Origin of the sequence: Amycolatopsis sp. FBCC-B4732 (genome assembly GCF_023008405.1) — a bacterium.
Classification (GTDB): domain Bacteria; phylum Actinomycetota; class Actinomycetes; order Mycobacteriales; family Pseudonocardiaceae; genus Amycolatopsis; species Amycolatopsis pretoriensis_A.
Map to the genome: position 1 here is coordinate 9,758,484 of NZ_CP095376.1, position 25,214 is coordinate 9,783,697.

General features: G+C 71.4%; 25 protein-coding genes. 15 read left to right on the plus strand and 10 right to left on the minus strand.

Annotated features, from left to right (window positions below; genetic code table 11):
* Positions 1 to 357 precede the first annotated feature (357 nt).
* From MUY14_RS44585 to MUY14_RS44595, 3 genes are read left to right on the plus strand one after another with little or no spacing between them, the layout of a single operon-like run.
* On the plus strand, positions 358 to 1,023 hold the full coding sequence (locus MUY14_RS44585; RefSeq protein ID WP_247018902.1) for a response regulator transcription factor: 666 nt from the start codon (positions 358 to 360) through the stop codon (positions 1,021 to 1,023).
* Entirely contained in the window at positions 1,016 to 2,368 is a 1,353-nt protein-coding gene (locus MUY14_RS44590) for an ATP-binding protein (protein ID WP_247018904.1), read from the plus strand. Before MUY14_RS44585 ends, MUY14_RS44590 begins: the two co-directional genes overlap by 8 nt.
* A 45-nt stretch (positions 2,369 to 2,413) precedes the next feature.
* The gene (locus tag MUY14_RS44595) at positions 2,414 to 3,526 is read left to right on the plus strand and encodes an acyltransferase (protein WP_247018906.1); all 1,113 of its coding nucleotides are present in this window, start codon (positions 2,414 to 2,416) and stop codon (positions 3,524 to 3,526) included.
* 1 nt (position 3,527) lies between these two features.
* Here the strand turns inward: MUY14_RS44595 and ald are convergent, their stop codons facing one another.
* Positions 3,528 to 4,643: an alanine dehydrogenase gene (gene ald / locus MUY14_RS44600; RefSeq protein WP_247018908.1), complete on the minus strand. Its 1,116-nt coding sequence runs from the start codon at positions 4,641 to 4,643 to the stop codon at positions 3,528 to 3,530.
* 172 nt (positions 4,644 to 4,815) lie between these two features.
* Here ald and MUY14_RS44605 point away from each other — a divergent pair, with 172 nt between their 5' ends.
* Both MUY14_RS44605 and MUY14_RS44610 read left to right on the plus strand, forming a co-directional pair.
* Positions 4,816 to 5,751 (plus strand): zinc-binding dehydrogenase, encoded by a 936-nt coding sequence (locus MUY14_RS44605; RefSeq protein ID WP_247018909.1) that lies wholly within the window; start codon positions 4,816 to 4,818, stop codon positions 5,749 to 5,751.
* 124 nt (positions 5,752 to 5,875) lie between these two features.
* Positions 5,876 to 6,196, plus strand: coding sequence for a hypothetical protein (locus tag MUY14_RS44610; RefSeq protein ID WP_247018911.1), 321 nt, complete (start codon positions 5,876 to 5,878; stop codon positions 6,194 to 6,196).
* 65 nt (positions 6,197 to 6,261) lie between these two features.
* Here the strand turns inward: MUY14_RS44610 and MUY14_RS44615 are convergent, their stop codons facing one another.
* Positions 6,262 to 7,170, minus strand: a complete 909-nt coding sequence (locus MUY14_RS44615) for a zinc metalloprotease (protein WP_247018914.1) — start codon at positions 7,168 to 7,170, stop codon at positions 6,262 to 6,264.
* Between the two features lie 164 nt (positions 7,171 to 7,334).
* On the minus strand, positions 7,335 to 8,891 hold the full coding sequence (locus MUY14_RS44620; RefSeq protein ID WP_247018915.1) for a CdaR family transcriptional regulator: 1,557 nt from the start codon (positions 8,889 to 8,891) through the stop codon (positions 7,335 to 7,337).
* Positions 8,892 to 8,941: 50 nt separating this feature from the next.
* On the opposite strand from MUY14_RS44620, the gene MUY14_RS44625 reads away from it, so the two are divergent.
* Positions 8,942 to 9,562, plus strand: a complete 621-nt coding sequence (locus MUY14_RS44625; RefSeq protein WP_247018916.1) for a class I SAM-dependent methyltransferase — start codon at positions 8,942 to 8,944, stop codon at positions 9,560 to 9,562.
* 58 nt (positions 9,563 to 9,620) lie between these two features.
* Here the strand turns inward: MUY14_RS44625 and MUY14_RS44630 are convergent, their stop codons facing one another.
* Entirely contained in the window at positions 9,621 to 9,839 is a 219-nt protein-coding gene (locus MUY14_RS44630; protein ID WP_247018917.1) for a hypothetical protein, read from the minus strand.
* A gap of 532 nt (positions 9,840 to 10,371) precedes the next feature.
* Between MUY14_RS44630 and MUY14_RS44635 the strand changes: the two genes are divergently transcribed.
* A complete protein-coding gene (locus tag MUY14_RS44635; RefSeq protein WP_247018919.1) occupies positions 10,372 to 10,773 on the plus strand; it encodes a hypothetical protein in 402 nt (133 codons plus the stop codon).
* Positions 10,774 to 10,866: 93 nt separating this feature from the next.
* Here the strand turns inward: MUY14_RS44635 and rdmE are convergent, their stop codons facing one another.
* Positions 10,867 to 12,405, minus strand: coding sequence for an aklavinone 12-hydroxylase RdmE (gene rdmE, locus MUY14_RS44640; protein ID WP_247018921.1), 1,539 nt, complete (start codon positions 12,403 to 12,405; stop codon positions 10,867 to 10,869).
* Positions 12,406 to 12,577: 172 nt separating this feature from the next.
* On the opposite strand from rdmE, the gene MUY14_RS44645 reads away from it, so the two are divergent.
* Positions 12,578 to 13,888, plus strand: a complete 1,311-nt coding sequence (locus MUY14_RS44645; protein WP_247018923.1) for a bifunctional o-acetylhomoserine/o-acetylserine sulfhydrylase — start codon at positions 12,578 to 12,580, stop codon at positions 13,886 to 13,888.
* A complete protein-coding gene (locus MUY14_RS44650; RefSeq protein ID WP_247018924.1) occupies positions 13,885 to 15,000 on the plus strand; it encodes a homoserine O-acetyltransferase in 1,116 nt (371 codons plus the stop codon). The genes MUY14_RS44645 and MUY14_RS44650 overlap by 4 nt, the downstream gene beginning before the upstream one ends.
* Here the strand turns inward: MUY14_RS44650 and MUY14_RS44655 are convergent.
* Together MUY14_RS44655 and MUY14_RS44660 are read right to left on the minus strand one after the other, a co-directional pair.
* Positions 14,997 to 15,215: a hypothetical protein gene (locus MUY14_RS44655; RefSeq protein WP_247018925.1), complete on the minus strand. Its 219-nt coding sequence runs from the start codon at positions 15,213 to 15,215 to the stop codon at positions 14,997 to 14,999. The genes MUY14_RS44650 and MUY14_RS44655 overlap by 4 nt on opposite strands.
* Before the next feature lie 14 nt (positions 15,216 to 15,229).
* Entirely contained in the window at positions 15,230 to 16,108 is an 879-nt protein-coding gene (locus MUY14_RS44660) for a diiron oxygenase (protein WP_247018926.1), read from the minus strand.
* A gap of 69 nt (positions 16,109 to 16,177) precedes the next feature.
* On the opposite strand from MUY14_RS44660, the gene MUY14_RS44665 reads away from it, so the two are divergent.
* Positions 16,178 to 16,804, plus strand: a complete 627-nt coding sequence (locus MUY14_RS44665) for a TetR/AcrR family transcriptional regulator (protein WP_247018928.1) — start codon at positions 16,178 to 16,180, stop codon at positions 16,802 to 16,804.
* Between the two features lies 1 nt (position 16,805).
* Here MUY14_RS44665 and MUY14_RS44670 read toward each other — a convergent pair whose 3' ends face one another.
* Positions 16,806 to 17,546 carry an SDR family oxidoreductase gene (locus MUY14_RS44670; protein ID WP_247018930.1) on the minus strand — a complete coding sequence of 247 codons (741 nt, stop codon included), beginning with the start codon at positions 17,544 to 17,546 and terminating at the stop codon, positions 16,806 to 16,808.
* A 74-nt stretch (positions 17,547 to 17,620) separates the two neighbouring features.
* Here MUY14_RS44670 and MUY14_RS44675 point away from each other — a divergent pair, with 74 nt between their 5' ends.
* Positions 17,621 to 18,178, plus strand: a complete 558-nt coding sequence (locus tag MUY14_RS44675) for a TetR/AcrR family transcriptional regulator (RefSeq protein WP_247018932.1) — start codon at positions 17,621 to 17,623, stop codon at positions 18,176 to 18,178.
* Here the strand turns inward: MUY14_RS44675 and MUY14_RS44680 are convergent.
* Together MUY14_RS44680 and MUY14_RS44685 are read right to left on the minus strand one after the other, a co-directional pair.
* Positions 18,175 to 18,675, minus strand: coding sequence for a hypothetical protein (locus tag MUY14_RS44680; RefSeq protein WP_247018934.1), 501 nt, complete (start codon positions 18,673 to 18,675; stop codon positions 18,175 to 18,177). The two genes, MUY14_RS44675 and MUY14_RS44680, sit on opposite strands and share 4 nt — an antisense overlap.
* Before the next feature lie 46 nt (positions 18,676 to 18,721).
* Positions 18,722 to 19,312: a TetR/AcrR family transcriptional regulator gene (locus MUY14_RS44685; RefSeq protein ID WP_247018936.1), complete on the minus strand. Its 591-nt coding sequence runs from the start codon at positions 19,310 to 19,312 to the stop codon at positions 18,722 to 18,724.
* Between the two features lie 155 nt (positions 19,313 to 19,467).
* On the opposite strand from MUY14_RS44685, the gene MUY14_RS44690 reads away from it, so the two are divergent.
* The 4 genes from MUY14_RS44690 to MUY14_RS44705 all read left to right on the plus strand — a co-directional run bounded on the left by MUY14_RS44690 (position 19,468) and on the right by MUY14_RS44705 (position 25,179).
* Positions 19,468 to 20,280: an SGNH/GDSL hydrolase family protein gene (locus tag MUY14_RS44690; protein ID WP_247018937.1), complete on the plus strand. Its 813-nt coding sequence runs from the start codon at positions 19,468 to 19,470 to the stop codon at positions 20,278 to 20,280.
* 146 nt (positions 20,281 to 20,426) lie between these two features.
* On the plus strand, positions 20,427 to 22,040 hold the full coding sequence (locus MUY14_RS44695; RefSeq protein ID WP_247018939.1) for a carboxyl transferase domain-containing protein: 1,614 nt from the start codon (positions 20,427 to 20,429) through the stop codon (positions 22,038 to 22,040).
* A 2-nt stretch (positions 22,041 to 22,042) separates the two neighbouring features.
* On the plus strand, positions 22,043 to 24,028 hold the full coding sequence (locus MUY14_RS44700; protein ID WP_247018941.1) for a biotin carboxylase N-terminal domain-containing protein: 1,986 nt from the start codon (positions 22,043 to 22,045) through the stop codon (positions 24,026 to 24,028).
* Positions 24,025 to 25,179 carry an acyl-CoA dehydrogenase family protein gene (locus MUY14_RS44705; protein ID WP_247018942.1) on the plus strand — a complete coding sequence of 385 codons (1,155 nt, stop codon included), beginning with the start codon at positions 24,025 to 24,027 and terminating at the stop codon, positions 25,177 to 25,179. The genes MUY14_RS44700 and MUY14_RS44705 overlap by 4 nt, the downstream gene beginning before the upstream one ends.
* Positions 25,180 to 25,214 lie beyond the last annotated feature (35 nt).

Genomic DNA, 25,214 nt, shown 5'->3' on the forward strand with positions numbered 1-25,214 from the left:
CACGGAACTGCCGAACCGGCCGGGAGCGACCTTCGTCACGTTCCGCTACCGTCGATGTGCGTGACCTGAGGGTTTGCCGAGCGGCACAGATCAAGTTGGTAAACATTTCGTTCGACTTGGCGACCCGGTGCAGCGAAGTCGTGCAAAGACCTCTAAGCTGGGTATCGGCGGCCCGCTCCCAGTGACCCCCAGGCTGGTTGAGCGGGTCGCCCCTTCGTCTCTGCTCCGGGCTTCGCTCCGTCGCGCGACTTCGTCGTATTACCCGGGGGCCGAGCCCCCGGACCCCCACGGTGCGGTGCGCGCGGCGTCGGCCCTCTTCGCCGTGGCGCCGTGGCTTCCCTGTGGCATCGTGGCGCGATGCGGATCTTGCTCGTCGAGGATGAGCGGCGGCTCGCCGAGGCGCTGCGGGCCGGGCTGAGCGCCGAGGGGTACGCCGTCGATGTCGCGCACAACGGGCGGGACGCGCTCTGGCTCGCCGGGGAACACCCTTACTCCGCCATCGTCCTGGACATCATGCTGCCGGGGCTGAACGGCTACCGCGTCTGCCGGCGGCTGCGGGAACAGGGGAACAGCACGCCGATCCTCATGCTCACCGCCAAGGACGGGGAGGACGACGAGATCGAGGCGCTCGACACCGGCGCCGACGACTTCCTGCCCAAGCCCTTTTCCTACGGCGTCCTGCTCTCGCGGCTGCGCGCGCTCATCCGGCGGGGCGGCGCCACCCGGCCGGGGGTCCTCAGGCTGGGGGACCTCGAGCTCGACCAGGCCGCCCGGACCTGCCGGAGCGGCGGAGCCGACATCGCGCTCACCACCAAGGAGTTCGCCCTGCTCGCCTACCTGGTGCAGCGGCCGGGACAGGTGGTCACCAAAGCCGAACTGCTCGACAACCTCTGGGACTTCGCCGCGGCCGCGACCGCCAACCTCGTCGAGGTGCACGTCAGCGCGCTGCGGCGCAAGCTCGGCGCCGAAACCATCCGCACCGTCCGCGGCGCCGGCTACCTCGTGGTGACCGCGGGTGCCTAGGTTCCTCCGCTCGACCCGCTTCCGCGTCGCGCTCACGGCGTTCGCCGCGTCGGTCGTGGCGCTCGGGGCGGTTTCCGTGTGGTTCGTGCTCCAGGCGGAGAGCCGGCTCCGGAACGCCGCCGCGCAGCTCGCCGACGCCCACGCCGACGCGATCGTCCAGCTGCTGAACACCGGTGCCAGGCCGGCCGACCTGACACTGCTCGTGCGAGATTCGATCTACGAGGTCACCGATCGCGCCGGTAAGCGGCTCGTCTCCTGCCCCGTCCTGGACGGGGCCACGCTCGCCGCGTTCGACACCGATGTCACGCTCCAGCCGTACGAGATCGTCCGGAGCGACCAGGCCTCCGTCGGGTGCGCGCCCGAACTGCGCGACCTCGACGAAACCCTGACCGTGCACGTCGTCCACGACGTCAGCGGGGACAGCGAGTACGACGTCTTCGCCGGCGTGGAGATCGACGCCGAGGGCCAGGCGGCCGTCGACTCCGTCCGGACCGTGCTCACCGCCGGCGTTCCCGCGGTCGCGCTGCTCATCGGCGTCATCGCGTGGCTCGCCGTCCGCCGGTCGCTGCGGCCGGTCGAGGCCATCCGCGGCGAGGTCGCCGAGATCGGTGCGCACGACCTGGGCCGCCGGGTGCCGGAACCGGGCACCGGCGACGAGATCGCACGTCTCGCCGGGACCATGAACACCATGCTCGCGCGGCTCGACGAGGCCGTCACCCGGCAGAGCCGGTTCACCGCCGACGCGTCGCACGAACTGCGCACCCCGCTCGCTTCGCTGCGGACCCAGCTCGAGGTCCTCCTCGCGCACCCGGACCGGCTCGACTGGCGGGACACCTGCGAGAACGCGCTGCTCGACATCACCCGGCTGCAGGATCTCGTCGCCGACCTCGTGCTGCTGGGCAAGCTCGACCACGCCGGCCCGGCCCGCCTCGAACCGGTGGCACTGTCCGAAGTGGTCGAAGCCGTCGCGGCCGGGCGCGCCGACGTCGAAGTCAGCGGGACGCCGATGGTGCGCGGGCACCGGTCGCGGCTGGAACGGCTCGTCCGCAACCTCGTCGACAACGCCGAGCGGCACGCGGTGTCCCGGGTCGCCGTCGCGGTGTCCGCTGTGGACGGACAGGTCGTGCTGACGGTCACCGACGACGGGCCCGGCATCCCGGAAGCGGACCGCGAGCGCGTTTTCGACCGCTTCGTCCGCCTCGACGACGCCCGTGCCCGCGACGACGGCGGGTCCGGGCTGGGCCTGGCCATCGTGGCCGACATCGCCCGCGCGCACGGTGGCACGGCCGTGGCCGAAGCGGGCAGCCGGTTCGTCGTCACGCTCCCGGAGCTGAAGACGTCTTAAGCTCGCTTCAGGTCCCGTTCAGCGTCCGCGGCCGACGCTGCGCGCATGATCATCTCTTGGCGGCCCCTCGACCACGCCGAATACCGATCGTCGTCGTGGTTCCCCGGCCTGACCGGCGTGCGCGCGCTCGCCGCGCTGGCCGTCGTGTTCTTCCACTACGGCGGCCCGGCGCTCGACCGGCTGCAGGGCTGGATCGCCGTCCAGCTGTTCTTCGTGCTGTCCGGGTTCCTGATCACGACGCTGGCGCTGCGCGAAGAGGACCGCACGGGCCGGATCTCGGTGCGCGACTTCTACCTCCGCCGCGTCTTCCGGATCATGCCGGTGTACTTCCTGCTGCTCGGCCTGACGGCGCTGGCGGTGACGCTCGCCGGGACGTACGGGAGCAGCCGGCTCGCCGACGCGATGCCGTACTACCTGACGTTCCTCAACGAAGTCGTCGACTTCAACACGCCGTACCCGACGTCGTGGTCTCTGGGCGTCGAGGAGAAGTTCTACCTCGTCTGGCCCGCGCTGCTCGTGCTGACGTCGTTCGCGAAGACCGGCAAGACCGCGCAGCGCCTGCTGATCGGCGCGGGCGCGCTGGGGTTCGTGCTCGGCGTCCTGCCGCTGGCTCCCGCGCACCAGTGGGCGAGCCTGTCCGTGCACTACGGCTCGCTGATCGTCGGCTGCCTGCTCGCGCTGGCGCTGCACCACCCGCGCGGGTTCGCCGTGCTGCGGCCGCTGACCAGCCCGGCCGCGGCGACGCTGGTGGCGCTCGGGTTCGGCGTGCTCCAGCTGTCGGTCGAGCCGCTGGGGCGGGCGCTCGGCGGGAACTGGCAGTTCGTCGTCCCGGTCTACGCGGTGGGCGCGGCGCTGCTGCTGGTCGCGGTGGTCTCGGCGGGGCCGGTGCGGAGGGTGCTCTCGAGCCGCGTGCTGACGTTCATCGGCGACCGCTCCTACGCGCTCTACCTGGCCCAGACGGGCGCGGCGGGCGTGACCGGCCTGCTGTTCCCGACCGGGCTGGGGAAGGCGGTCGCCACCTCCGCCGTGGCGCTGCTCTTCGCGTGCGGTCTCCGGAAGTGGGTCGAGCAGCCGGCCATCGCGTACGGGCGACGGCTGGTGGCAAAAGGGGAGCGGGCCCCTGCCGCGGAACGACAGGGACCCGCTCGGGTGAGGTAGGTCAGGCGAGGACGGTGTCCAGCGGCGTGTGCACCAGGTCGTGCGCCACCGCGACCGGGCCGTTGGTCAGGGCGCCGTCGTGGGTGTTGAGGCCCTTCGCGAGCGCGGCGTCGGCCTGCAGCGCGGCCTTCCAGCCGTGCTCGGCCAGCTGGACCGCGTAGGGCAGCGTGACGTTGGTGAGCCCGTAGGTCGACGTCCGGGGCACCGCGCCCGGCATGTTCGCGACGCAGTAGAAGACCGACTCGTGCACGGTGTAGGTCGGCTCGTCGTGGGTGGTCGGGCGCGAGTCGGCGAAGCAGCCGCCCTGGTCGATCGCGATGTCGACGAGCACGCTGCCGGCCTTCATGCGCGATACGAGCTCGTTCGAGACGAGCTTCGGCGCCTTCGCGCCCGGCACCAGCACCGCGCCGATGACCATGTCGGCCTGCAGCACGGACTCCTCGACCGACAGGCGGGTCGACGTCACCGTGCGGATGCGGCCGCCGAAGTCGTTGTCGATCTGGCGGAGGCGGTCGACGTTGGTGTCGAGGATCTCGACGTCCGAGCCGAGGCCCAGCGCGACGCGGGCGGCGTTGAGGCCGGCCACGCCGCCGCCGATGACGACGACGCGCGCCGGGTGCACGCCGGGGATGCCGCCGGGCAGGACACCGCGCCCGCCGCTCGGCTTCATCAGCGAGAACGCGCCGACCTGCGGGGCCAGCCGGCCCGCGACCTCGGACATCGGGGCGAGCAGCGGGAGCGCGCCGGTGGCGGTCTGCACCGTCTCGTAGGCGATCGCGGTGGTGCCGGCGGCCAGCAGCGCGTCGGTCAGCGGGCGGTCGGCGGCGATGTGCAGGTAGGTGAACAGGACCTGGTCGCGCCGGAGCCGGCCGTACTCCTCGGCGATGGGCTCCTTGACCTTGAGGACGAGCTCGCCCTCGGCCCAGGTCTCGTCGGCGGTGGCGAGGATCTTCGCGCCGGCGGCGACGTACTCCTCGTCGGAGATGGACGACCCGGTGCCGGCACCGGTCTCGACGAAGACGTCGTGCCCGCGCCCGACCAGCTCGTGCACGCCGGCCGGGGTCAGCGCGACCCGGTACTCGTGCCTCTTGATCTCACGGGGAACGGCGATACGCACGGTCGGCCTCCTGGGTCGGTCTGCGTCGAAAATCGGTGCGGTGGTGCCACTCACGGTGAGCCACCCGGACGGCGGTGTCATCGTGCTGCACGGACATTTTTTCGCCGGGTTCGTGGTGCTCGGCGGACAACACCATTGACTTCGACTTCACTTGAAGTTGCAGCGTGGGCGCATGAGAGCTGTGTGGTTGCGTGAGTTCGGCGGCCCGGAGGTGCTGGTCCCCGGGGACGCTCCGGATCCCGTCGCCGGGCCCGGTCAGGTGCTGGTCGAAGTGGCCTTCGTGAACACGACGTTCGTCGAGACGCAGCTGCGGGCGGGCGCGCCCGGGCCGTTCCGGGTGACGCCGCCGGTGATCCCGGGCAACGGCGTCGGCGGGGTGATCAGCGCGGTCGGCGAAGGCGTCGACCCGGGACTGGCCGGGCAGCGGGTGGTGACGTCGACCGGCGGTTCCGGTGGCTACGCCCAGCGCGTCGCGGTGGCCGCGACGGCGGTGTTCCAGGTGCCGTCTTCCCTGGAACTCGACGCGGCGGTGGCGGTGCTCGCGGACGGCCGCACCGCGACCGGCTTGGTGCATGCGGCCAGCGTGCGCCCCGGCGATCGAGTCCTGGTCGAGGCCGCGGCGGGCGGTGTCGGCGGCCTGCTGGTCCAGCTGGCGAAGGCGGCGGGCGCGGTCGTGATCGGCGCAGCGGGCGGTCCGGCGAAGGTGGCCCGGGTGCTCGGGGCGGACGCCGTGGTCGACTACCTGGCCCCGGATTGGGTGTCCGAGGTGGGGCCGGTCGACGTCGTCTTCGACGGCGTGGGCGGCCCGATCGGCGCGGCCGCTTTCGGTGCGCTGCGGCGAGGCGGGCGGATGGCGGTCTACGGGCTGGCGAGCGGTTCGTGGGCGGAAGTGTCCGAAGAGGACGCTGCCGCGCGCGGGGTTTCCCTGGTGCGCTCGATCGGGAGCCCGGCGGAGCTGCGGGCGTTCACGGAGTCGGCACTGGCGGAAGCGGCGGCGGGCCGGCTGGTGCCGGTGATCGGCCAGCGCTTCCCGCTGGAGAAGGCGGCGGACGCCCACGCGGCGATGGAATCCCGGGCCACGGTGGGGAAGACGCTGCTGGTCGCATGAGCACGTTCGACGTGGACGAGTTCCTCGCCCGGTCGCTCACCGCCCGGGTGGCCACGGACGGCCCGACGGTCCGGCCCACTCGGTACCTCTGGGAGGGCGGCGCGTTCTGGATCCTCAGCGGCGAGTGGTCGCGCCTGCCGGCGCGGATCGCGAGCGGCCGCGGATCGCGCTCACGGTGGACGTCTGCGAGCTGGACACCGGGCTGGTCCGGCAGGTGGTGGCGAGCGGTGCCGCGGAGTTGCGCCCGTTCGACGTCCCGCGCGGGCGCCGGAAGCTGGTGCGATACCTCGGTGCGGACGAGGAGCGGTGGGATCCACGGTTCCGGGCGTACCTGCACGAGAACCAGGACACCCTCTGGGTGCACCTGCGGCCTTCGCGGCTGATTGCGACCGACCTCAGCTACGAGGTTGTGAGAGCGTCCTTCGCGGCAAAACAGTGCTCCTGATCCGTGGTGCCGTGCAGGGCACCTCATGGACTTGAAAGCCATGAGGTGCCCTTCACGGAAACCGTTCAGGCGCGGTAAGCGGACCAGGAGCTGTTCATCCGCGTGCCCTGGCCCGCGGTGAACTCGTACATGCAGTTGTCGTAGCTGTAGTCCATGAAGTTGTGCACCGGGTCCTTGCCCGACGCCGTGCAGGTGTCCTTGGTCGTCGGGCAGCCCGACGTCGCCGTCGCTTCGGCCGGGGTGTCGGACACGTAGTCGCCCGAACCGGAGCAGCCGCCCTGGAACGTGTGGTAGAGCCCCATCCAGTGGCCGACCTCGTGCGTGGCCGTGTCGCCCTCGTTGTAGTTCGTCGCCGAGCGGCCCGGGAGGGACTCGTCGAGGATGACGACGCCGTCCAGCTTCGGCTGCGAGTTGTAGTTCCACGGGAACGTCGCCCAGCCGAGCAGGTCGTCGCCGAGGTTGGCGGTGTAGATGTTCAGCGCGTTCTTGCCGCCCTTGCGCAGCGCGTTCTTCATGTTGCGCTCGGCCGAGGTGCCGTCGGTGATGCCGTTGTACCAGGTCGAGTTGTTCGTGTAGTCGGTGCTCACCAGCGAGAAGCTGAAGCCCTTGGAGCCGTACGCGCTGTTCAGCACCGAAATCTGCTTGGTGATCGTGGCCGCCGGCAGGTTGCCGGTCGAGCCGCTCGTGATCACGTGGAAGTACACCGGGATCGAGACCGCCGCCGCGGCCTTGAACGCCGTCCGCTTGCCGGCGAGCTTGCTCTGCATGTCCGCTTCGACGCGGGCCGCCTCGGCGGGCGACAGGCTGTCGGCGTGGCCGTCCTTGCTCCGGTCCGCCGGCTGGGTGGGGGTGAAGCAGTCGCCGGACGGTGCCGCGACGGCGCTCCCGGCGGTGGCGCCCGGGACGACCAGGGCGACGAGGGACAGCGCGGACACCGCGCCCAGCTTGAGAGCCCTGCTGACCGAACTGCTCATGGACAACTCCTCGTGCGATGACCCGGCCGCGCCGGGTGGTGCAGAGAAAATGCGTCAGGCGATCACCGGAATCCACCACCTTTCGGCTGGAAAACACAATCCGGACGATCGGCGCGATCCATGCGGAGCAGCGCATGCGTCGCGTACTGGGCCGAACGGCGCAATCAGCTCCAGTGCAGCGCCACGAGCTGCGTGATCAGCGCCAGCCGGACGTCGGGGTCGTCGAGGTCCAGCGGGACCAGTTCCAGGAGCTTCCGCATCCGGTACCGCAGGGTGTTCGGGTGGATGCGCAGCTCCCGCGCCGCCGCGCGCGGGTCGCCGGGGTGGCGCAGCCACTCGTAGAGCGTCTCGACGTAGCCGGCCTTGCCCGTCTCGTCGTGCGCGCGCAGCGCGCCCAGCGGGCCGAGCTCGGCGACCTTCGCGCCGGCCGCCGCGGTCGCGCCGCGGTGCAGGGTCAGCGCCGTCCAGGCTTCGTCGAAGGTGATCACGCGCGCTTCGAGCAGCTCCGCGCGCAGCAGTCCGAGGGCTTCGTCGGCCTGCAGACGCGACGCCGAGAGGTCGCCGATCTCGCCGGGCGCACCCGCCGCGGCGCGCGGAGCACCGACGCGACGGGACGGTCCCGTCGCGACGAGAGCCTCGCGCAGTTCCGCCCACCCGCCGGGGCCCGGCCGGTCCGGGACCACGGCGTAGAGCAGCCCGCCCAGCTCGGTCGCCACCGGGCGGCTGCCGATGCCCTGGGAGATGCGTTCGAGCAGCGCGAGGCGCAGGCCCTCGGCGTCGCGCCCGTCGCCGCCGGTGACCTCGATGACGACCACGCGGTGCGGCTCGTCGGACAGGTCGAGCTCGGCCATCGCCTTGCGCGGGTTCGCGCGGCCTTCGAGCACTCCGCGCAGCAGTTCGGCCGACGCGCGGCGCTGCGCGTCGGTGTGCGCGCGGCGCCGCAGCAGGTGCAGCGCGACGACCGGGGCGGCGTCGGCGAACGCGGCCGCGCGCTCGTCGGACACCGGCCCGGCGACCACCGCCCACATCGAGCCGAGCAGCTCGCCGCCCATCCGGATCGGCACGATCAGCCGCGGCAGCGTGCCGTCGCGCTGGGCGGGGACGAAGATCGTCTGCCGGCCGCGCGACAGCTCGCGGAACACCCCGCGCGACCGGAACCGCGCGAGGACGTCGTCGGGGATGCGGCGGCCCATGATCGTGGCGACGCGCGCGGGGTCGGTGAGGTCCTGGCGCGCGGAGTAGGCGAGCACGCGCGAGTTGGTGTCCTCGATGGTCACCGGGGCGTCCACGACGGACGCGACGGCGTCGGCGAGCCGGAAGAGGTCGCCGGAGCCGGGGTCGAGGTCTTCGGACTCGTCGGCGAGGGCGTCGAGGACAGTCCGCAGCAGCCACACGAGCTGCGCCCACGACGTCGCCGCGTGCACCTGCACCAGCGCGATCCCGCTCGCCTTCGCGGCCCGCTTCACCGACGGCTTCCCGGCGACCGGCGGCTTGAGCAGCACGGCGGCGGCGCCCTGCCCGGCGCTCTGGCGCACGAGCTCGGCAGCGTCTTCGGGACCGGTCGTGGCGACGCCGAGCACGAGGTCGCCTGCCGACAGGGTGACGGCGCCGCCGGGTTCGGCGATGACGACGTCGGCGACCGCGGGGGAGTCCTCGGGCACCTGGAGCGCGTGGAGCAGCGTCGGCCCCACCCGGTCGACCACGCTGCGCACCGACACCACGGGATCATTCTGGCCGAGAAACCGGTGGACGGCTCGGTAGGGTCGAAGGGGTGAGCGAGCCCCGTCGGATCGTCGAATCCGGCTACGACAGCTCGGCGGAGCGCTACCTCGAGTGGAGTGCCCGGATCGAGGACGAGCCGCGGATGCGTTTGCTGGCGCAGCTGAACGACCGGCTCCCCGACGGCGCCCGCGTCCTCGACCTCGGGTGCGGGGCGGGCGTGCCGTGCACCGCGGTGCTGGCCGAGCGCCACGACGTCCTCGGTGTCGACCTTTCCGCGGCCCAGCTCGAGCTGGCCCGCCGGAACGTCCCCGGCGCGCGGTTCGAGCGGGGCGACATGACCCGGCTGTCCTTTCCGGACGGCAGCTTCGACGCCGTCACGGCGTTCTACTCGGTCCTGCACGTGCCCCGGGAAGAACACGGCGCGCTCTTCGCGCGGATCGCCGGCTGGCTGCGGCCCGGCGGCCGGTTCCTCGCCGCGCTCGGCCGCGGCGAAGCGAACGGAGTCGAGGCCGAATGGCTGGGGACCCCGATGTTCTTCAGCAGCAACGGGTCCGCCGAGAACCGGCGGCTGCTCGAAGCGGCCGGGTTCACGCTCGAAGTGGACGAACCGGCGACGCTCGAGGAGCCGGAGGGCCCGGCGACCTTCCACTGGGTGCTCGGCCGCCGCTGAAAGGGGGCCTACCGGGGCGGCGGCGGGCGGACGCGTCGCCCCGGTAGGCGTTCAGGGGTCAGAGCTCCACGCTCTTGACCACGCGGCGCGCGACGGCGAGGACGCGGCGTTCCTTGAAGATGTCTCCGATCATCACGACTGTGCGGCCCTGGAACAGGCCGAGGGACGCCCTGGCCAGCAGGTCCAGCACCTCCGGCGGGTGCGCGTCGGTGGTCTCGACCGACAGCAGCATGCCGGTGGCCAGGTCGACCACGCCGGAAGCCAGGCAGTCGGGCACAGGCGGTGAGGATCGAGCCGATGCGCTCGATCGAGAAGCTCGCGCTGATGGTCGTGCTCGGCGACGACGGAGTGACGGTCAGGTAGCCGCCGCTGCTGCGGACGACGGCCTGGCGGAACACGCCACCCGGACGGCCCGCGAGGTAGAGCGAGCCGGTGCTCCCCTGGGCCCGGCAGGCGCGCAGCGCCCACGCTAGGAAGTCGAACGAAGGCCGGTCCCGCGTTTCGCTCACCGCACTCCTGGCTGTTTCCGGAAATGGCGGCCCGAAAGATCTTCTCCGGGTCGAGGACTGGCCGACTCTATGGCACTCGTGCTCGCGTTCCCAGCGGGTTCCCCCGATTTTCGCAATAGCCGAAAATTCCTGTCGTCGCCGCCGGGAGACCGAAAAGAACTGTCCACTCGGTAGTGAATCTCCCTGCGGGGCAAGGGCATACCCCGGTGGGAGCGCCGGTCGATGTTGTGGCATTCTCTCGCGCTTGTTCGCGGTGACCGGTTTCGAAAGCGCGAGGTGATCGGGTTGTACGGACGTGACGTGGCGGAATGGAAAAAGATGATCGCGGCGGGCCGGACGATCCTGATCGCCAGGGCGGTGGCGGACCGGACCACCTCGTACGGCGAATTCGCCGCCGCGCTCGTGCGCGCCACCGGCGTCGCCGGGTTCGACTTCACGACCGGGGCCGGCCGCGCGAGCATGGCCTACCTGCTCGACCGGATTTCCGAGGCGGCGTACGCGGAGTCGGGCGAGCGGCTGCTCGGCGCGCTCGTCCGCAACCTCGGCGCCGACGACGCCGGACCGGGCTTCTTCCGGCTCGCGAGCCGGAAGGGCCTGGCCGTCCCGCGCACCCGTGGCGGCCGCCAGCTGTTCTGGGCCCAGCACGTGCGGGAACTGCACGAGCACTTCGTCGGCGTCGCCCACCGCCCGGCGGCGGGGTGAGCGACGTCAGACGTCGTGCGGCTCACCGGCTTCCCCTCGGCCCAGCGGTCTCGCGTCCGCAGGGTCAGCGGGTTGCCGTGCCGACGGACGCGTTCAGCGTGACCGACGCGAAAGCACCGCGTCGAGCACGCGCCGCAGTTCGGCCTCCGGGTCGTCGACGGGCGCCGGTGCGCGCCACGCCACGATGCCGTCCGGACGCACGAGCGAAGCGCCGCCCTCCGAAAGGCCGTACCGCGAAGCGAACAATTCGCCGTCGATGGCGTGGCAGCCGATGCCGGCCGAAGCGGCGGCCGGGGTCCACGCCGAGCCGTCGCCCGCGCAGAGCAGCACCCACGACCGGCCCAGCAGGTCCACGGTGGACTCCAGGCCGGGCGCGCGGAACCCGGGCCGCCCGGTCGGCGCGTGCACGTCCTCGACGCGCGCGCCGTCGTCGGGCTCCTCGGACAGCACGGCCGTCGAGCGGTAGCGGAAGCCGAGCAGGATGCCCAGCGGGTCCTCCGCCGGCGTGATCCCGGAGACGTCGAGGCCCGGGTGCATGCGCTGCTTCATGTTGTGCAGGGACGTGTCGACGACCATCCGCGCGATCGGACGGCGTTCGGCTTCGTAGGTGTCGAGCAGTCCCGGCCCCGCTTCGCCGCGCAGCACCGCGGCGAGCTTCCACGCGATGTCCGCGGCGTCGCCCACCGCTGTGTTGCCGCCCATCCCGCCGGTCGGCGGGGTCACCTTCGCCGCGTCGCCGATCAGGAAGACCCGCCCGTCCCGGAAGCGGTCGGCCAGCCGCGCGGCGATCTCCCAGGACCCCGTCCAGACGATCTTCGGGTCCAGGTCCGGCAGGTCGGTGGCGCTGCGGATCATCGCGACCAGCCGGTCGGGGGTGAAGTCCGCCGGGCTTTCGCCCTTCTCCGGGAAGTAGTCCGGCGCGAAGACGTACCGGTCCGGCACGTCGGTGTTGACCAGCCCGGCCGTGAACTCGGGGTGCTGCAGGTAGAACAGGTCGGTCACGCCGGCCTGGACGCGGTCGCCGAGGTCGGCGTCGAACACCACGCCGAGGCAGTGGCTCAGCGCGTCCATCCCGGTGGTCCCGATGCCGAGCCGGGCCCGGATGCCGCTGCGGCCGCCGTCGGCCGCGACGACGTAGTCCGCGCGCACCACCGTCTCTTCACCCGAATCGCGGTGCCGCAGCGTCGCGGTGACGCCGTCGGCGTCCGGCGTCAGCTCGACGAGTCCGGTGCGGAAGCGGATCCGCGCGCCCGCCTGCTCCGCGTGCGCCAGCAAGATCGGCTCGACGACGTCCTGCCCGGCCATGCCGGCGGGCAGCGTGGTCGAGGCCGAGACGTCGAACTCGCTGCCGTCCTCGGCGAGCCGGTGCAGCACGCGCCCGGCCAGGCTGGTCGCGACGGTGATCCGCAGCCCCTGTGACGCACGGGGGCTCACCGCCAGCACCTCGCGGTCGATGCCCGCCCAGTGGAACAGCTCCATCGTGCGCCAGTTCTGCCCGGCGGCGCGCGAGTGGACCGACGTTCCGGCGTGCCGTTCGACGGTCAGCACGTCCACTCCGGCCTGCGCGAGGAACAACGACGCCGACAGCCCGCCCAGTCCGGCCCCCACGACCAGCACTTGTACCCGTTCCATCCCGATTACCTCCATGTCCGTGAATCTCCCTGTAAAAGTATCTTAGTCACAGAGAGATTAGTTTGCCAAGTGCGTGGTACTCCCAGGGGGTGGGAACGGTTGGGTGCTCCGTTCAGCCCAAGTAGCTTCGTCCCGGCAGCCCCATGAAGCCCTTGAGCCGCAAGGAGAACCGATGAGCGCGGACGACACCTCGGCCTGGTCCTTCGAGACCAAGCAGATCCACGCGGGCGCCGCGCCGGACCCGGCGACCGGCGCGCGGGCGACCCCCATCTACCAGACGACGTCGTACGTCTTCCGCGACAGCCAGCACGGCGCCGACCTGTTCAGCCTCGCCGAGCCCGGCAACATCTACACGCGGATCATGAACCCGACCCAGGACGTCCTGGAGCAGCGGCTCGCCGCGCTCGAAGGCGGCGTCGCGGCGCTGGCGTTCGCGTCCGGCTCGGCCGCGACCACGGCGGCGATCCTCAACCTCGCGAGCGCGGGCGACCACTTCGTCTCGAGCCCGTCGCTCTACGGCGGTACCTACAACCTCTTCCACTACACGCTGCCGAAGCTCGGCATCGAGGTCACCTTCATCGACGACCAGGACGACCTGGAGCAGTGGCGCGCCGCCGTCCGGCCGAACACGAAGCTGTTCTTCGCCGAGACGCTGGCCAACCCGGGTAGCAACGTCCTCGACATCCGGGGCGTCGCCGACGTCGCGCACGAGGCCGGCGTCCCGCTCGTCGTCGACAACACGGTGCCGACGCCGTACCTGGTGCGCCCGATCGAGCACGGCGCCGACGTCGTCGTGCACTCCGCGACGAAGTACCTCGGCGGCCACGGCACCACGGTGGCCGGCGTGCTCGTCGACGGCGGCACGTTCGACTTCGGCAAGGACCCGGCGAAGTTCCCGGGCTTCAACGAGCCGGACCCGAGCTACCACGGCCTCAAGTACTGGGAGGCGCTCGGCCCGGGTGCGTACGCGGCCAAGGCGCGCGTCCAGATCCTGCGCGACACCGGCGCGGCGATCGCGCCGCTGAACAGCTTCCTGATCCTGCAGGGCATCGAGACGCTGTCGCTGCGCCTCGAGCGGCACGTCTCGAACGCGCAGGCGCTGGCCGAGTGGCTGGAGCAGCGCGACGAGGTCGAGAAGGTGTACTACGCCGGCCTGCCGTCGAGCCCCTTCTACTCCGCGGCGCAGAAGTACCTGCCGCGCGGCGCGGGCGCGGTCCTGTCGTTCGACCTGCGTGGCGGCGTCGACGCGGGCCGCAAGTTCGTCGACGGCACCGAGCTGCACAGCCAGCTGGTGAACATCGGCGATGTCCGCAGCCTGATCGTGCACCCGGCGTCGACCACGCACAGCCAGCTCAACCCGGAGGAGCAGCTCTCGAGCGGCGTCACGCCGGGCCTGGTCCGGCTCGCCGTCGGCCTGGAGGGGATCGAGGACCTCAAGGCCGACCTGGAGGCCGGATTCCGGGCGGCCAAGGCGGAACTGTGACGGGTGGCCCCGTCACCGGGGCCTGGCGGATCGGTGATCCGCCAGGCCGCCGGAAGTTCGTCACCGGCCCCGGCGCGCTCGCGCTGGAGGCCGGTGGCGTGCTGCCGTCCTTCACGCTCGCGTACGAAACGTGGGGGACGCTGAACTCCGACGCGTCCAACGCGATCCTCGTCGAGCACGCGCTGACCGGCGACAGCCACGCGGCCGGTCCCCTCGTGCCCGGGCACCCGAACGCGGGCTGGTGGGACGCGCTGATCGGGCCGGGGAAGGCCGTGGACACCGACGAGTACTTCGTCGTGGTCCCGAACGTGCTGGGCGGCTGCCAGGGCTCGACCGGGCCCTCGTCGGACTTCGACGGCCGGCCGTGGGGCAGCCGGTTCCCGGTCGTGACGGTGCGGGACCAGGTCGCTTCGGAGGCGGTGCTGGCCGACCACCTGGGCATCGACCGCTGGGCGGCCGTCGTCGGCGGCTCCATGGGCGGGATGCGCGCGCTGGAGTGGGCGGTTTCGCTGCCCGGCCGGGTGGCTTCGGTGCTGGTGCTGGCGTCCACCGCGCGGGCGTCGGCCGAGCAGATCTCCTGGGCGGCCCCGCAGCTGCACGCGATCCGCAGCGACCCGTTCTTCCACGGCGGCGACTACTACTCGCAGTCCGCGGGACCCGCGGCCGGCCTCGGCATCGCCCGCCGGATCGCGCACGTCACCTACCGCAGTGAGCCGGAACTGGCCCAGCGGTTCGGCCGGACCTACCAGGGCGGCGAAGACCCGTTGCGCGGCGGGCGGTTCGCCGTCGAGTCCTATTTGGACCACCACGCCGACAAGCTGGTCCGCCGCTTCGACGCGAACAGCTACCTGGTGCTGACGGAGTCGATGAACGCCCACGACGTGGGCCGCGACCGCGGCGGCGTGGCGGCGGCGCTGGGCCGGATCACGGCCCGCGCGGTGATCGGCGGCGTCGACAGCGACCGGCTCTACCCGCTGTACCAGTCGGAAGAGCTGGCGGCGGGCATCCCGGGGACGCCGGAGGCGTCAGTGGTGACTTCGCCGTACGGCCACGACTCGTTCCTCATCGAGTCCGGCCAGATCGCGGGCCTGGTGAAGGTGCTGCTGGGCTAGCGGCCGCCGACGCGTTCTCCCAGGCGCACCAAGCGGTTCGCGACCCGCCGCGACGTCTCGGCCGCGTAGTCGCCGAGCCGTTCCGCGGCGCGGTCGGACAGCTTCGCCACCCGCCAGGCGACGTCGTCCGCGCGGTCGCCCGCTTCGTCACCCGCGGTGGCGATGCGATCGGCGAGCCGGCCGGTGCCGGCGGCGAGCAGGTCCTTGAGCGCCATGGCTTCCCCTTCGTCTAGAGCATTCCGGCGCGGCGCCACAGCACCGCGCTCGGGCCGCCGATCAGGTCGTTCTCGCGCAGGAACCGGACGAGCTTGCGGGCCCCGAAGGCCAGCGTCTCGCGCCGGTGCGGGCTCGTCCGCGCGGCGGCCACCGCGACGCCGGGGTCGATCCCCGCGCGCAGGTACTGCCGCGGGCGCGACAGCAGCCGGGACATCAGCAGCGCGCCCACCGCGACCACGACCCTGGCGAACTCCTTGCGCCACCAAGGAGCTTCGGCCAGCGAGCGGACCAGGTCGTCCCGCGCGTACCGGACGTGCCGGGCCTCCTCCGTCACGTGGATCCGCATCACCGCGCGCACCACCGGCTGCACCGTCTCGTCGTCGAGGTGCTCGCGCTGCAGCGCGTCGAAGATCTCTTCGCCGATCAGCGTCGCCACCCACATCGCCGGCCCGTGCAGGATCGACGGGAGCGCCTGCGCGGACAGCTGCAGCCAGCGGTTGTTGCGGTACGGCCGCCCGTCGACGTGCTCGATCAGCCGGGCGAACATCGTGGAGTGCCGGCATTCGTCGGCGACCTCGGTCAGCGCGTAGTGCACGTGCCGGGTCGTCGGGTCCTGGTGGTAGGACGCGCGCAGCAGCATCTGCATGAGGATCAGCTCGAACCAGATCCCGACGCTGACGGTGTTCACCAGCTCCTGGCGCGACAGCTCGATCCGCTGCTCGCGGCTCAGCGCGTCCCACACCGGCGTGCCGTAGAGGGAGACGAGCTTTTCGGGGATGAAGAACTGGTCTTCGTTCAGCGGCGCGGCCCAGTGGACGTCGACGTCCGGGTCGTAGGAAAGCCGGGCGCTCGAGCGGAGCAGCCGTTCGGCGGTGGCTTCGCGATCTCCCATGCCGGCCTCCCTGTGTCTTGTTACACTAGAACGCATGAAACAATCTCCGTCAAGATGTAAAGTCAGGGCATGCGCGACCTCCTGAAGCACGCGCTCGAAGCCGAACTGCCCGGCGACGAGACCGCGGAACGGATCATGGGCGCGGCGCTCACCCAGGCCGAGGACTTCGGGCTGCGGCGGTTCACCGTCGACGACGTCGCGCGCCGCGTCGGGCTCTCGCGGGTGACGATCTACCGGTACTTCCCGAAGAAGGACCAGCTGCTCAACGCGCTGATCCTGCGGGAGATGAAGCGGTTCTTGACGAAGGTCGACGCCGTCGTCGAGGCGCAGGGCACCCCGGAGGAGAAGCTCATCGAGGGGTTGAGCTTCTCCCTCGGGTACCTGCGCGGGCACCGGCTGCTCAACCGCCTGCTGCGCACCGAGCCGGAGCTGATCCTGCCGCACCTGACCGTCCAGGCCGGCGGCCTGTTCGCGGCCGCGCGCGCCCGGATCGCGGCGCACTTCCACGCGGAGATCGCCGCCGGGCGGCTCAGCCTGCCCGCCGAGGACGTCGACGGGATGGCCGAGCTGCTGATCCGCATCGTCGTGTCGCTGGTGCTGACGCCGGACACGGTCCTGCCGGTCGACGACGACGTCCAGCGCCGCCGGCTGGCGGAGCTGTACCTGGCGCCGATCGTCCGCTCGCTGCGTCCTTGACTCAGCCCTGCCGCGTGGGCCGGATGGTGAGGTCGCCGATCTCGACGTCGTCGGGCTGCTCGATGGCGAACGCGATCGCCCGCGCGACGGCGTCGGGGCTGATGCCGAGCGCCGCCATCGCCTGCTGGGCCTGCTCGCGCTGCGCGGGATCCTCGACGTGGTCGACCAGTTCGGTGCGCACGAACCCCGGCGAGATGGACGTCGTGCGCAGGACGCCGTCGGTCGACTCCTGCCGCAGTGCCTCCAGCAGCGTCCGCACGGCGTTCTTGGTGCCCGCGTAGACGGCTTGGGCCGGGACGATCTTCAGTCCCGACGTCGAGACGGTCGTGACGAAGTGGCCGCGGCCCTGCGCGCGGAACACCGGGAGTGCGGCGGCGATGCCGTGCAGGACACCGCGGAGGTTGACGTCGATCATCGCGTCCCAGGCGTCGACGTCGAGGTCGGCCACCGGCGCGATCCGGGCGACACCGGCGTTGGCGACCAGGACGTCGAGGCGTCCGAAGCGGTCGACGGCTCGCGTGACGAGCCGCTCGAGATCGGCGCGCCGCGTCACGTCGACGTCCAGCACCTCCGCGCGGCCGCCGTCGTCGCGGATCTTTCGCGCGAGCGCCTCCAGCCGGTCGGTGCGCCGGGCGCCGAGCACCACCGCCGCCCCGCGGCCGGCGAGTTCCCGCGCGGTCGCTTCGCCGATCCCGCTGCTCGCGCCGGTGATCGCGACGACCTTGTCCAGTCCGTTCGTCATGGGGTCCTCCGTTAAACTGACAACTGTCCGGTTAACCCTACCGGACAGTTGTCCACTTATGCGAGGAGAGTGCCGTGGCCGGTCGTGAGCGCCGTTCGGACGCCGTCGCCAACCGCGACCGGATCGTCGAGGCCGCGCGGGCGGAACTGAGCGAGTCCAACGGCGCGGTCGACGACCTGAAGCTGCACCGGGTCGCCAAGGCCGCGGGCGTCGGGCAGGGCACGCTCTACCGGCACTTCCCGACGCGCGAGCACCTGCTGGCGGAGGTCTACCGGGCCGAGCTGACCCAGCTCGTCGACACGGTGGCGCCGTTGCTGGCGGAGCATTCCCCGCTCGGCGCGCTGTCCCGCTGGCTGGAGCGGCTGGTCGAGTACGCGCGCGTCAAACGCGGCGTGATGGCGGCGATCGAGGTGCCGGCGTGGCAGGACCTCTACTCCGGCCAGCACCACCGGCTCGACGAAGCGCTCGAAACGCTGCTGGACCGGGGAAAGGCCGCCGGGGAGATCCGCGCCGGGGTCGACGCCGCCGACGTCATCCTGCTCCTCGGAGCTTTGTCACGGATCCCGGAAGCCGAGTGGGACGAGCGGGCACCCCGGATCGTGGCGGTGATCGTCGACGGTCTCCGCGCCTAGTCCGAGACCGCTTCCGAGATCCAGGGAGCCACCGGCAGGTCGCGGTCCAGGCACTCGACCGACAGCCGGATCGTCCAGCGCAGCGCCTGCAGCACCAGGCTGTCGACCTCGTCCGGGGCCGCGTTGGCCAGTGCGATCTCCACCTGTTCCTGCGCCGCTTCCGTGTTGCCGTGCACCTCCGCGAGCAGCGTCCGCACCGCGGTCCGCACCGGCGGGTCGGCCTGGTCGATCGAGACCTCTTCACCGTCCTCGTCGAAGACCTGGACCTTGACCGGCGCGCTGCCGCCGTCGCCCAGGGTGGCGACCATCGCGCTGCACTCGCCGAACAGCAGCAGCATCAACGCCTTGGTCTCGTCCGCGCGGGCCTGCGGTTCGACGGCCGTCGGCGCGACCTCGACGAGGGCTTCGGCGTCGTCTCCGAGGCTCAACGCCGTCAGCGCGCGCTGAGCCTTCTCGACGAGCTCCTGCTCGTTCCAGTCCGCTTCCACGTGCCCCATCAAACACCAGCCGCGCCCCTTGTGGGGATACCTTGATCCGGGACGGTCATCCCACCGCGCGAAGGGCACCCAGCGCGAGCCGGGAGAGCAGCTCGGCGAGCTCGCCGTCACCGAGATGGCGGTTGTACGGGGTCGAGTTGATCAACCCGAACACGGCGTGTGCCGCCGACCGCGCCTGTCGTTCTCCCAGATCCGGCATCGCTTCGCGGATCGCGCCGACCCACACCTCGACGTACTGGCGCTGCAGCGCGCGCACCTGCTTGCGGTCGGCGTCGGTGAGGTTCGCGAGGTTGCGCTCCTGGACGGTGATCAACGCCGGGTGGTTGAGCGCGAAGCCGACGTGGAACGCCACGAGGCCGGCCAGCGTGTCGTCCGGCGTGCCCGGCCGGGCGGCCCACTTCGTGCCGCCGTCGAGCAGGTAGCGGCTGATCGAGTTCAGCATCTCGCCGAGGATCGCGTCCTTGCTGCGGAAGTGCCGGTAGAGCGCCGGGCCGGAGATGCCGACCGCGGCCCCGATGTCGTCGATGCCGACGCCGTGGAAGCCGTGGTGGGCGAACAGCTCGGCGGCCGCGGACATGATCTGTTCGCGTCTGTTCGCCTTCTCGCCGTTCACGAGCGGAGTGGGGTTCGCCGGCATCCGGCCATATTAAGGCCCCAAGTTAGCGACCGCTAACACCCGTTCCCTCCTTCCGGCGTGAGCCGAGTGGGTTACCTACGGGTAACTAGGGGTTCCTTGTGGGGCTTCCACCTGCTGTCCTATTCGGGCTGGCTCTGTCACAAAGGAGTGACCCCATGGCTGTTCCCGCCCGCAAGTCACGTCGATTCTTCCTACGGTTGAGCACGGCCCTGGGGGCCGTCGTCCTCGCTTCTCTCGGTGTGACGGGCCTCGCCCAGGCCGCCGGGACCGTTTACGCCGCGGTCGGCGACTCCTACTCCTCGGGGGTCGGAGCCGGCAGCTACGGCAGTTCCGGGAGCTGCTACCGCAGCTCGAAGGCGTACCCGCAGCTGTGGGCCAACGCCCACAGTGGCACCTCGTTCACCTTCCTGGCCTGCTCCGGCGCCCGCACGGGTGACGTGATCAACCAGGCGAACTCCATCCCGTCCAACGCGACCCTGGTCACCGTCACCGTGGGCGGCAACGACGCCGGCTTCAGCGACGTGATCCAGACCTGCACCCTCGGCAGCGACTCGGACTGCACCAACCGGGTCAACACGGCGAAGACCTACGTCAACAACACGCTGCCGCCGCTGCTGACGAACACCTACAACGCGATCAAGGCCAAGGCGCCGGGCGCCAAGCTCGTCGTCCTGTCCTACCCGCGCTTCTACACCGTGCCCGGCTCCTGCTGGGTGGGGCTGAGCGACACCAAGCGCTCGGCGATCAACTCCGGCGCCGACACGCTGGCGTCGGTGATCCAGTCGCGCGCGGCTTCGGCGGGCGCGACCTTCGTCGACGTCCGCTCGTCGTTCGTCGGGCACAACATCTGCTCGTCGGCCGACGACTACCTGCACAGCCTGACCTGGCCGGTGATCGAGTCGTACCACCCGACCGTGGCCGGGCAGTCCGGCGGCTACTACACGCCGCTGCGCGCCGCGATCGGCTGATCTTTCCCGCGAGTTCGTGAAGGCCACCTCGAGGAAGCCCCACTTCCTCGAGGTGGCCTTCACGGCATTCCGGCGACTGGACAACCCACGTTAGCGGTCGCTAACATCGGAGCGGAGGTTAACGACCGCTAACTTCGAGGGAGCCCATGGACACGCCGGCACTGGGGACGTCTGCAGCCCCGGACAGCGAGGCCTACGCCCGCAACGCGACGTCGCACGCGGAGCTGGTCGAGGACCTCCGCAAACGTTTGGGGAGCGCCCGGCTGGGCGGGCCCGAGAAGGCGCGCACCCGGCACGTCGAGCGCGGCAAGCTGCTCCCGCGCGACCGCGTCGACACGCTGCTGGACCCGGGTTCGCCGTTCCTGGAACTGTCGCCGCTGGCCGCGAACGGACTGTACGACGACGAAGCGCCGTCCGCCGGGATCATCACCGGGGTCGGGCGCGTCTCGGGGCGCGAGTGCGTGGTCGTCGCGAACGACGCCACCGTCAAGGGTGGCACGTACTACCCGATGACGGTGAAGAAGCACCTGCGCGCGCAGGAGGTCGCCCTCCACAACAACCTGCCGTGCGTCTACCTGGTGGACTCCGGCGGCGCGTTCCTGCCCCGGCAGGACGAGGTCTTCCCGGATCGTGAACACTTCGGGCGCATCTTCTACAACCAGGCGACGATGTCCGCGCGCGGCATCCCGCAGATCGCCGCGGTGCTCGGCTCGTGCACGGCGGGCGGCGCGTACGTCCCGGCGATGAGCGACGAGGCCGTGATCGTCCGGAACCAGGGCACGATCTTCCTCGGCGGCCCGCCGCTGGTGAAGGCCGCGACCGGCGAGGTCGTCACGGCCGAGGAGCTCGGCGGCGGCGACGTCCACTCGCGCCAGTCCGGCGTCACCGACCACCTGGCCGACGACGACGCGCACGCGCTGCGGATCGTCCGGTCCATCGTGTCCACGCTCGGGCCGCGCGCGCCGCGCCCGTGGGACGTGCTGCCGACCGAAGCGCCTGCCGTCGACCCCGCGGAGCTGTACGGCGTCGTCCCGACCGACCCGCGCACACCTTACGACGTAAGGGAGGTGATCGCGCGGATCGTCGACGGCAGCCGGTTCGGTGAGTTCAAGAAGGAGTACGGCGCCACGCTGGTCACCGGCTTCGCCCGGATCCACGGCCACCCGGTGGGCATCATCGCGAACAACGGCGTGCTGTTCGCCGAGTCCGCGATGAAGGGCGCGCACTTCATCGAGCTGTGCGACAAGCGCTCGATCCCGCTGCTGTTCCTGCAGAACATCACCGGGTTCATGGTCGGGCGCGCGTACGAAGCCGGCGGCATCGCGAAGCACGGCGCGAAGATGGTCACCGCGGTGGCCTGCGCGCGCGTGCCGAAGTTAACGGTCGTTATCGGCGGCTCGTTCGGTGCCGGCAACTACTCGATGTGCGGCCGGGCGTACTCGCCGCGCTTCCTGTGGATGTGGCCGAACGCGCGGATCTCGGTGATGGGCGGCGAGCAGGCGGCGTCGGTGCTCTCGACGGTCCGCCGCGACTCGATCGAAGCCCGCGGCGGCGAGTGGTCCACCGAGGACGAAGAAGCGTTCAAGGACCCGATCCGCGAGCAGTACGAAGCCCAGGGCAGCCCGTACTACTCCACCGCGCGGCTGTGGGACGACGGCGTGATCGACCCGGCGGACACCCGCACGGTGCTCGGCCTCGCCCTCTCGACCGCGGCGAACGCGCCCCTGTCCGATGTCAACTACGGCGTCTTCCGGATGTGATCATGTTCGACTCAGTACTGGTCGCGAACCGCGGCGAGATCGCCGTCCGGGTCATCCGCACGCTGCGGGCGCTCGGTATCCGCGCGGTCGCGGTGTACAGCGACGCCGATGCCGAGGCCCGGCACGTCCGCGAGGCCCACACCGCCGTCCGCATCGGGCCGGCGGAAGCCGCGAAGAGCTATCTGTCCATCCCGGCCATCGTCGACGCCGCGGTGTCCTCGGGCGCGCAAGCCGTGCACCCCGGGTACGGCTTCCTCGCGGAGAACGCCGAGTTCGCGCGGGCCTGCGAGGCGGCCGGTCTCGTGTTCATCGGCCCGCCGGTCGCGGCGATCGACGCGATGGGCGACAAGATCCGCGCGAAGGCGACCGTGTCGAAGGCCGGCGTGCCGGTCGTGCCCGGCGCGTCCGACGTCGACATCCCGCCCGGCGGCTTCGCGGAAGCCGCGGCGGAGGTGGGCTACCCGCTGCTGCTCAAGCCGTCCGCGGGCGGTGGCGGCAAGGGCATGCGGCTGGTGCACGCCGCCGACGAGCTGGACGCGGCGATCGAGTCCGCGCGGCGCGAGGCCAAGGGTTCGTTCGGCGACGACACGCTGCTGATGGAGCGGTTCGTCACGACGCCGCGGCACATCGAGATCCAGGTGCTGGCCGACGAGCACGGCCACGTCATCCACCTCGGCGAGCGTGAGTGCAGCCTGCAGCGGCGGCACCAGAAGATCATCGAGGAAGCGCCCTCGGTGCTGCTGGATCCCGCGACCCGCGAAAAGATGGGCTCGGCGGCGGCCGAAGCCGCGCGCTCGGTCGGGTACGTCGGGGCCGGCACGGTCGAGTTCATCATGTCGGCGCACAACCCCGACGAGTTCTTCTTCATGGAGATGAACACCCGGCTGCAGGTGGAGCACCCGGTCACCGAGCTGGTCACCGGCCTCGACCTGGTCGAGTGGCAGGTCCGGGTCGCGGCCGGGGAACACCTGACCGTGAAGCAGGAAGACGTCGTCCTCACCGGACACGCCGTCGAAGCGCGCGTGTACGCCGAAGACCCGGCACGCGGGTTCATCCCGACCGGCGGCACGGTGCTGGCGGTGCACGAGCCGGCCGGCGACGGCGTCCGCGTCGACTCGTGGATGACGTGCGGCGCGGTGATCGGCTCGAACTACGACCCGATGCTGGCCAAGGTCATCGCGTGGGGCCCGGACCGCGCGGCGGCGCTGCACCGGCTCGACCTGGCGCTGGCGGACACGGCGCTGCTGGGCGTCGGCACGAACACGGCGTTCCTGCGCGGGCTGCTGGCCGACGCCGACGTCCGCGCGGGCAAGCTCGACACCGAGCTGGTCGACCGGCGGCTGTCCACTTTGGTCTCTTCCGACGTGCCGGCCGAGTTCTTCGTCGCGGCGGCGCTCGACCGGTTCCTGGAGCTGCAGCCGTCCGGATCCGTGGTGGACCCGTGGGACGTGCCGGACGGCTGGCGGATGGGCGGCTCCGGCGGGGTGACGTTCCGGCTGAAGTCCGGCGCCGCCCGCGCGGTGGTCCGGGTGCAGGGGACGCCGTCCGACGCGACCGTCGTCGTGGACGACACCGACCCGGTGCGAGTCTCGGCCCGGCGCGACGGCGATGTCCTGGAGATCCGGCACGCCGGCGGGTTCCACCGCTACCGCCACGCCTGCGGCCCGGACCGGACGGTCTGGCTGGCCCGGGACGGCAGGAGTTTCCCCTTCGGGGAGCAGGAGTTCGTGCTGTCGTCGCGCGGCGAGGCCGCCGGGGCCGGGCCGGTCACCAGCCCGATGCCGGGCACCGTGCTCGTCGTGAAGGTGGCGGCGGGCGACGTCGTCAAGGCCGGGACGCCGTTGCTGGTGGTCGAGGCCATGAAGATGGAGCACACGGTCACCGCGCCGGTCGACGGCGTGGTCAGCGAACTCCCCGTCCGGGTGGGCCAACAGGTCGCGCTGGACGAAACCCTTGCCGTAGTCACGCCCCAAGAGGAGCAGCAGTGATCGACTTCCGCCTGGACGAGGAGTACGAGGCCCTCCGCAAGACCGTCGAGGACTTCGCGCACGCCGAGGTCGCGCCGGTCATCGGCGAGCTGTACGAGAAGGAAGAGTTCCCGTACGCGATCGTCGCGAAGATGGCCGAGATGGGCCTGTTCGGCCTGCCGTTCCCCGAGGAGTTCGGCGGGATGGGCGGCGACTACTTCGCGCTCTGCCTGGCTTTGGAGGAACTGGCCAGGGTCGATTCGTCGGTCGCGATCACGCTGGAGGCCGGGGTTTCCCTCGGCGCGATGCCGATCTTCCGGTTCGGGACGCAGGGGCAGAAGGAGAAGTGGCTCCCTTCGCTCTGTGAGGGCACCGCCCTGGGCGGCTTCGGCCTGACCGAGCCGGGCGGCGGTTCGGACGCGGGCGCCACCCGCACCCGCGCCACCATGGACGGCGACGAGTGGGTCATCAACGGCAGCAAGGCGTTCATCACGAACTCGGGCACGGACATCACGCGCCTGGTCACCGTCACCGCGGTGACGGACGTGATGGAGAACGGCCGCAAGGAGATCTCGGCGATCATCGTCCCGTCGGGTACACCGGGCTTCGAGGTCGCGCCGAAGTACTCGAAGGTCGGCTGGAACTGCTCGGACACGCACGAGCTGTCCTTTTCGGACGTCCGCGTCCCGGTCGAGAACCTGGTCGGCACGCGGGGTCGCGGGTACGCGCAGTTCCTGTCCATTTTGGACGAGGGCCGGGTCGCGATCGCCGCGCTGTCGGTGGGTCTGGCGCAGGGTTGCGTGGACGAGAGCCTGAAGTACGTCAAGGACCGCGTGGCGTTCGGCCGGCGGATCGGGGAGTACCAGGCGATCCAGTTCAAGATCGCGGACATGGAGGTCCGCACGCACACGGCCCGGCTGGCGTACTACCAGGCGGCGTCGAAGATGCTGCGCGGCGAGCCGTTCAAGAAGGAAGCCTCGATCGCGAAGCTGGTGGCGTCGAACGCGGCGATGGACAACGCCCGCGACGCGACGCAGATCTTCGGCGGCTACGGCTTCATGAACGAGTTCCCGGTCAGCCGCTTCTACCGCGACGCGAAGATCCTGGAGATCGGCGAGGGCACGAGCGAGGTCCAGAAGATGCTGATCTCGCGCCACCTCGGCGTCGCCTGACGTAACGCGCGAGCCGCCACCGGCGAAAGTCCCCG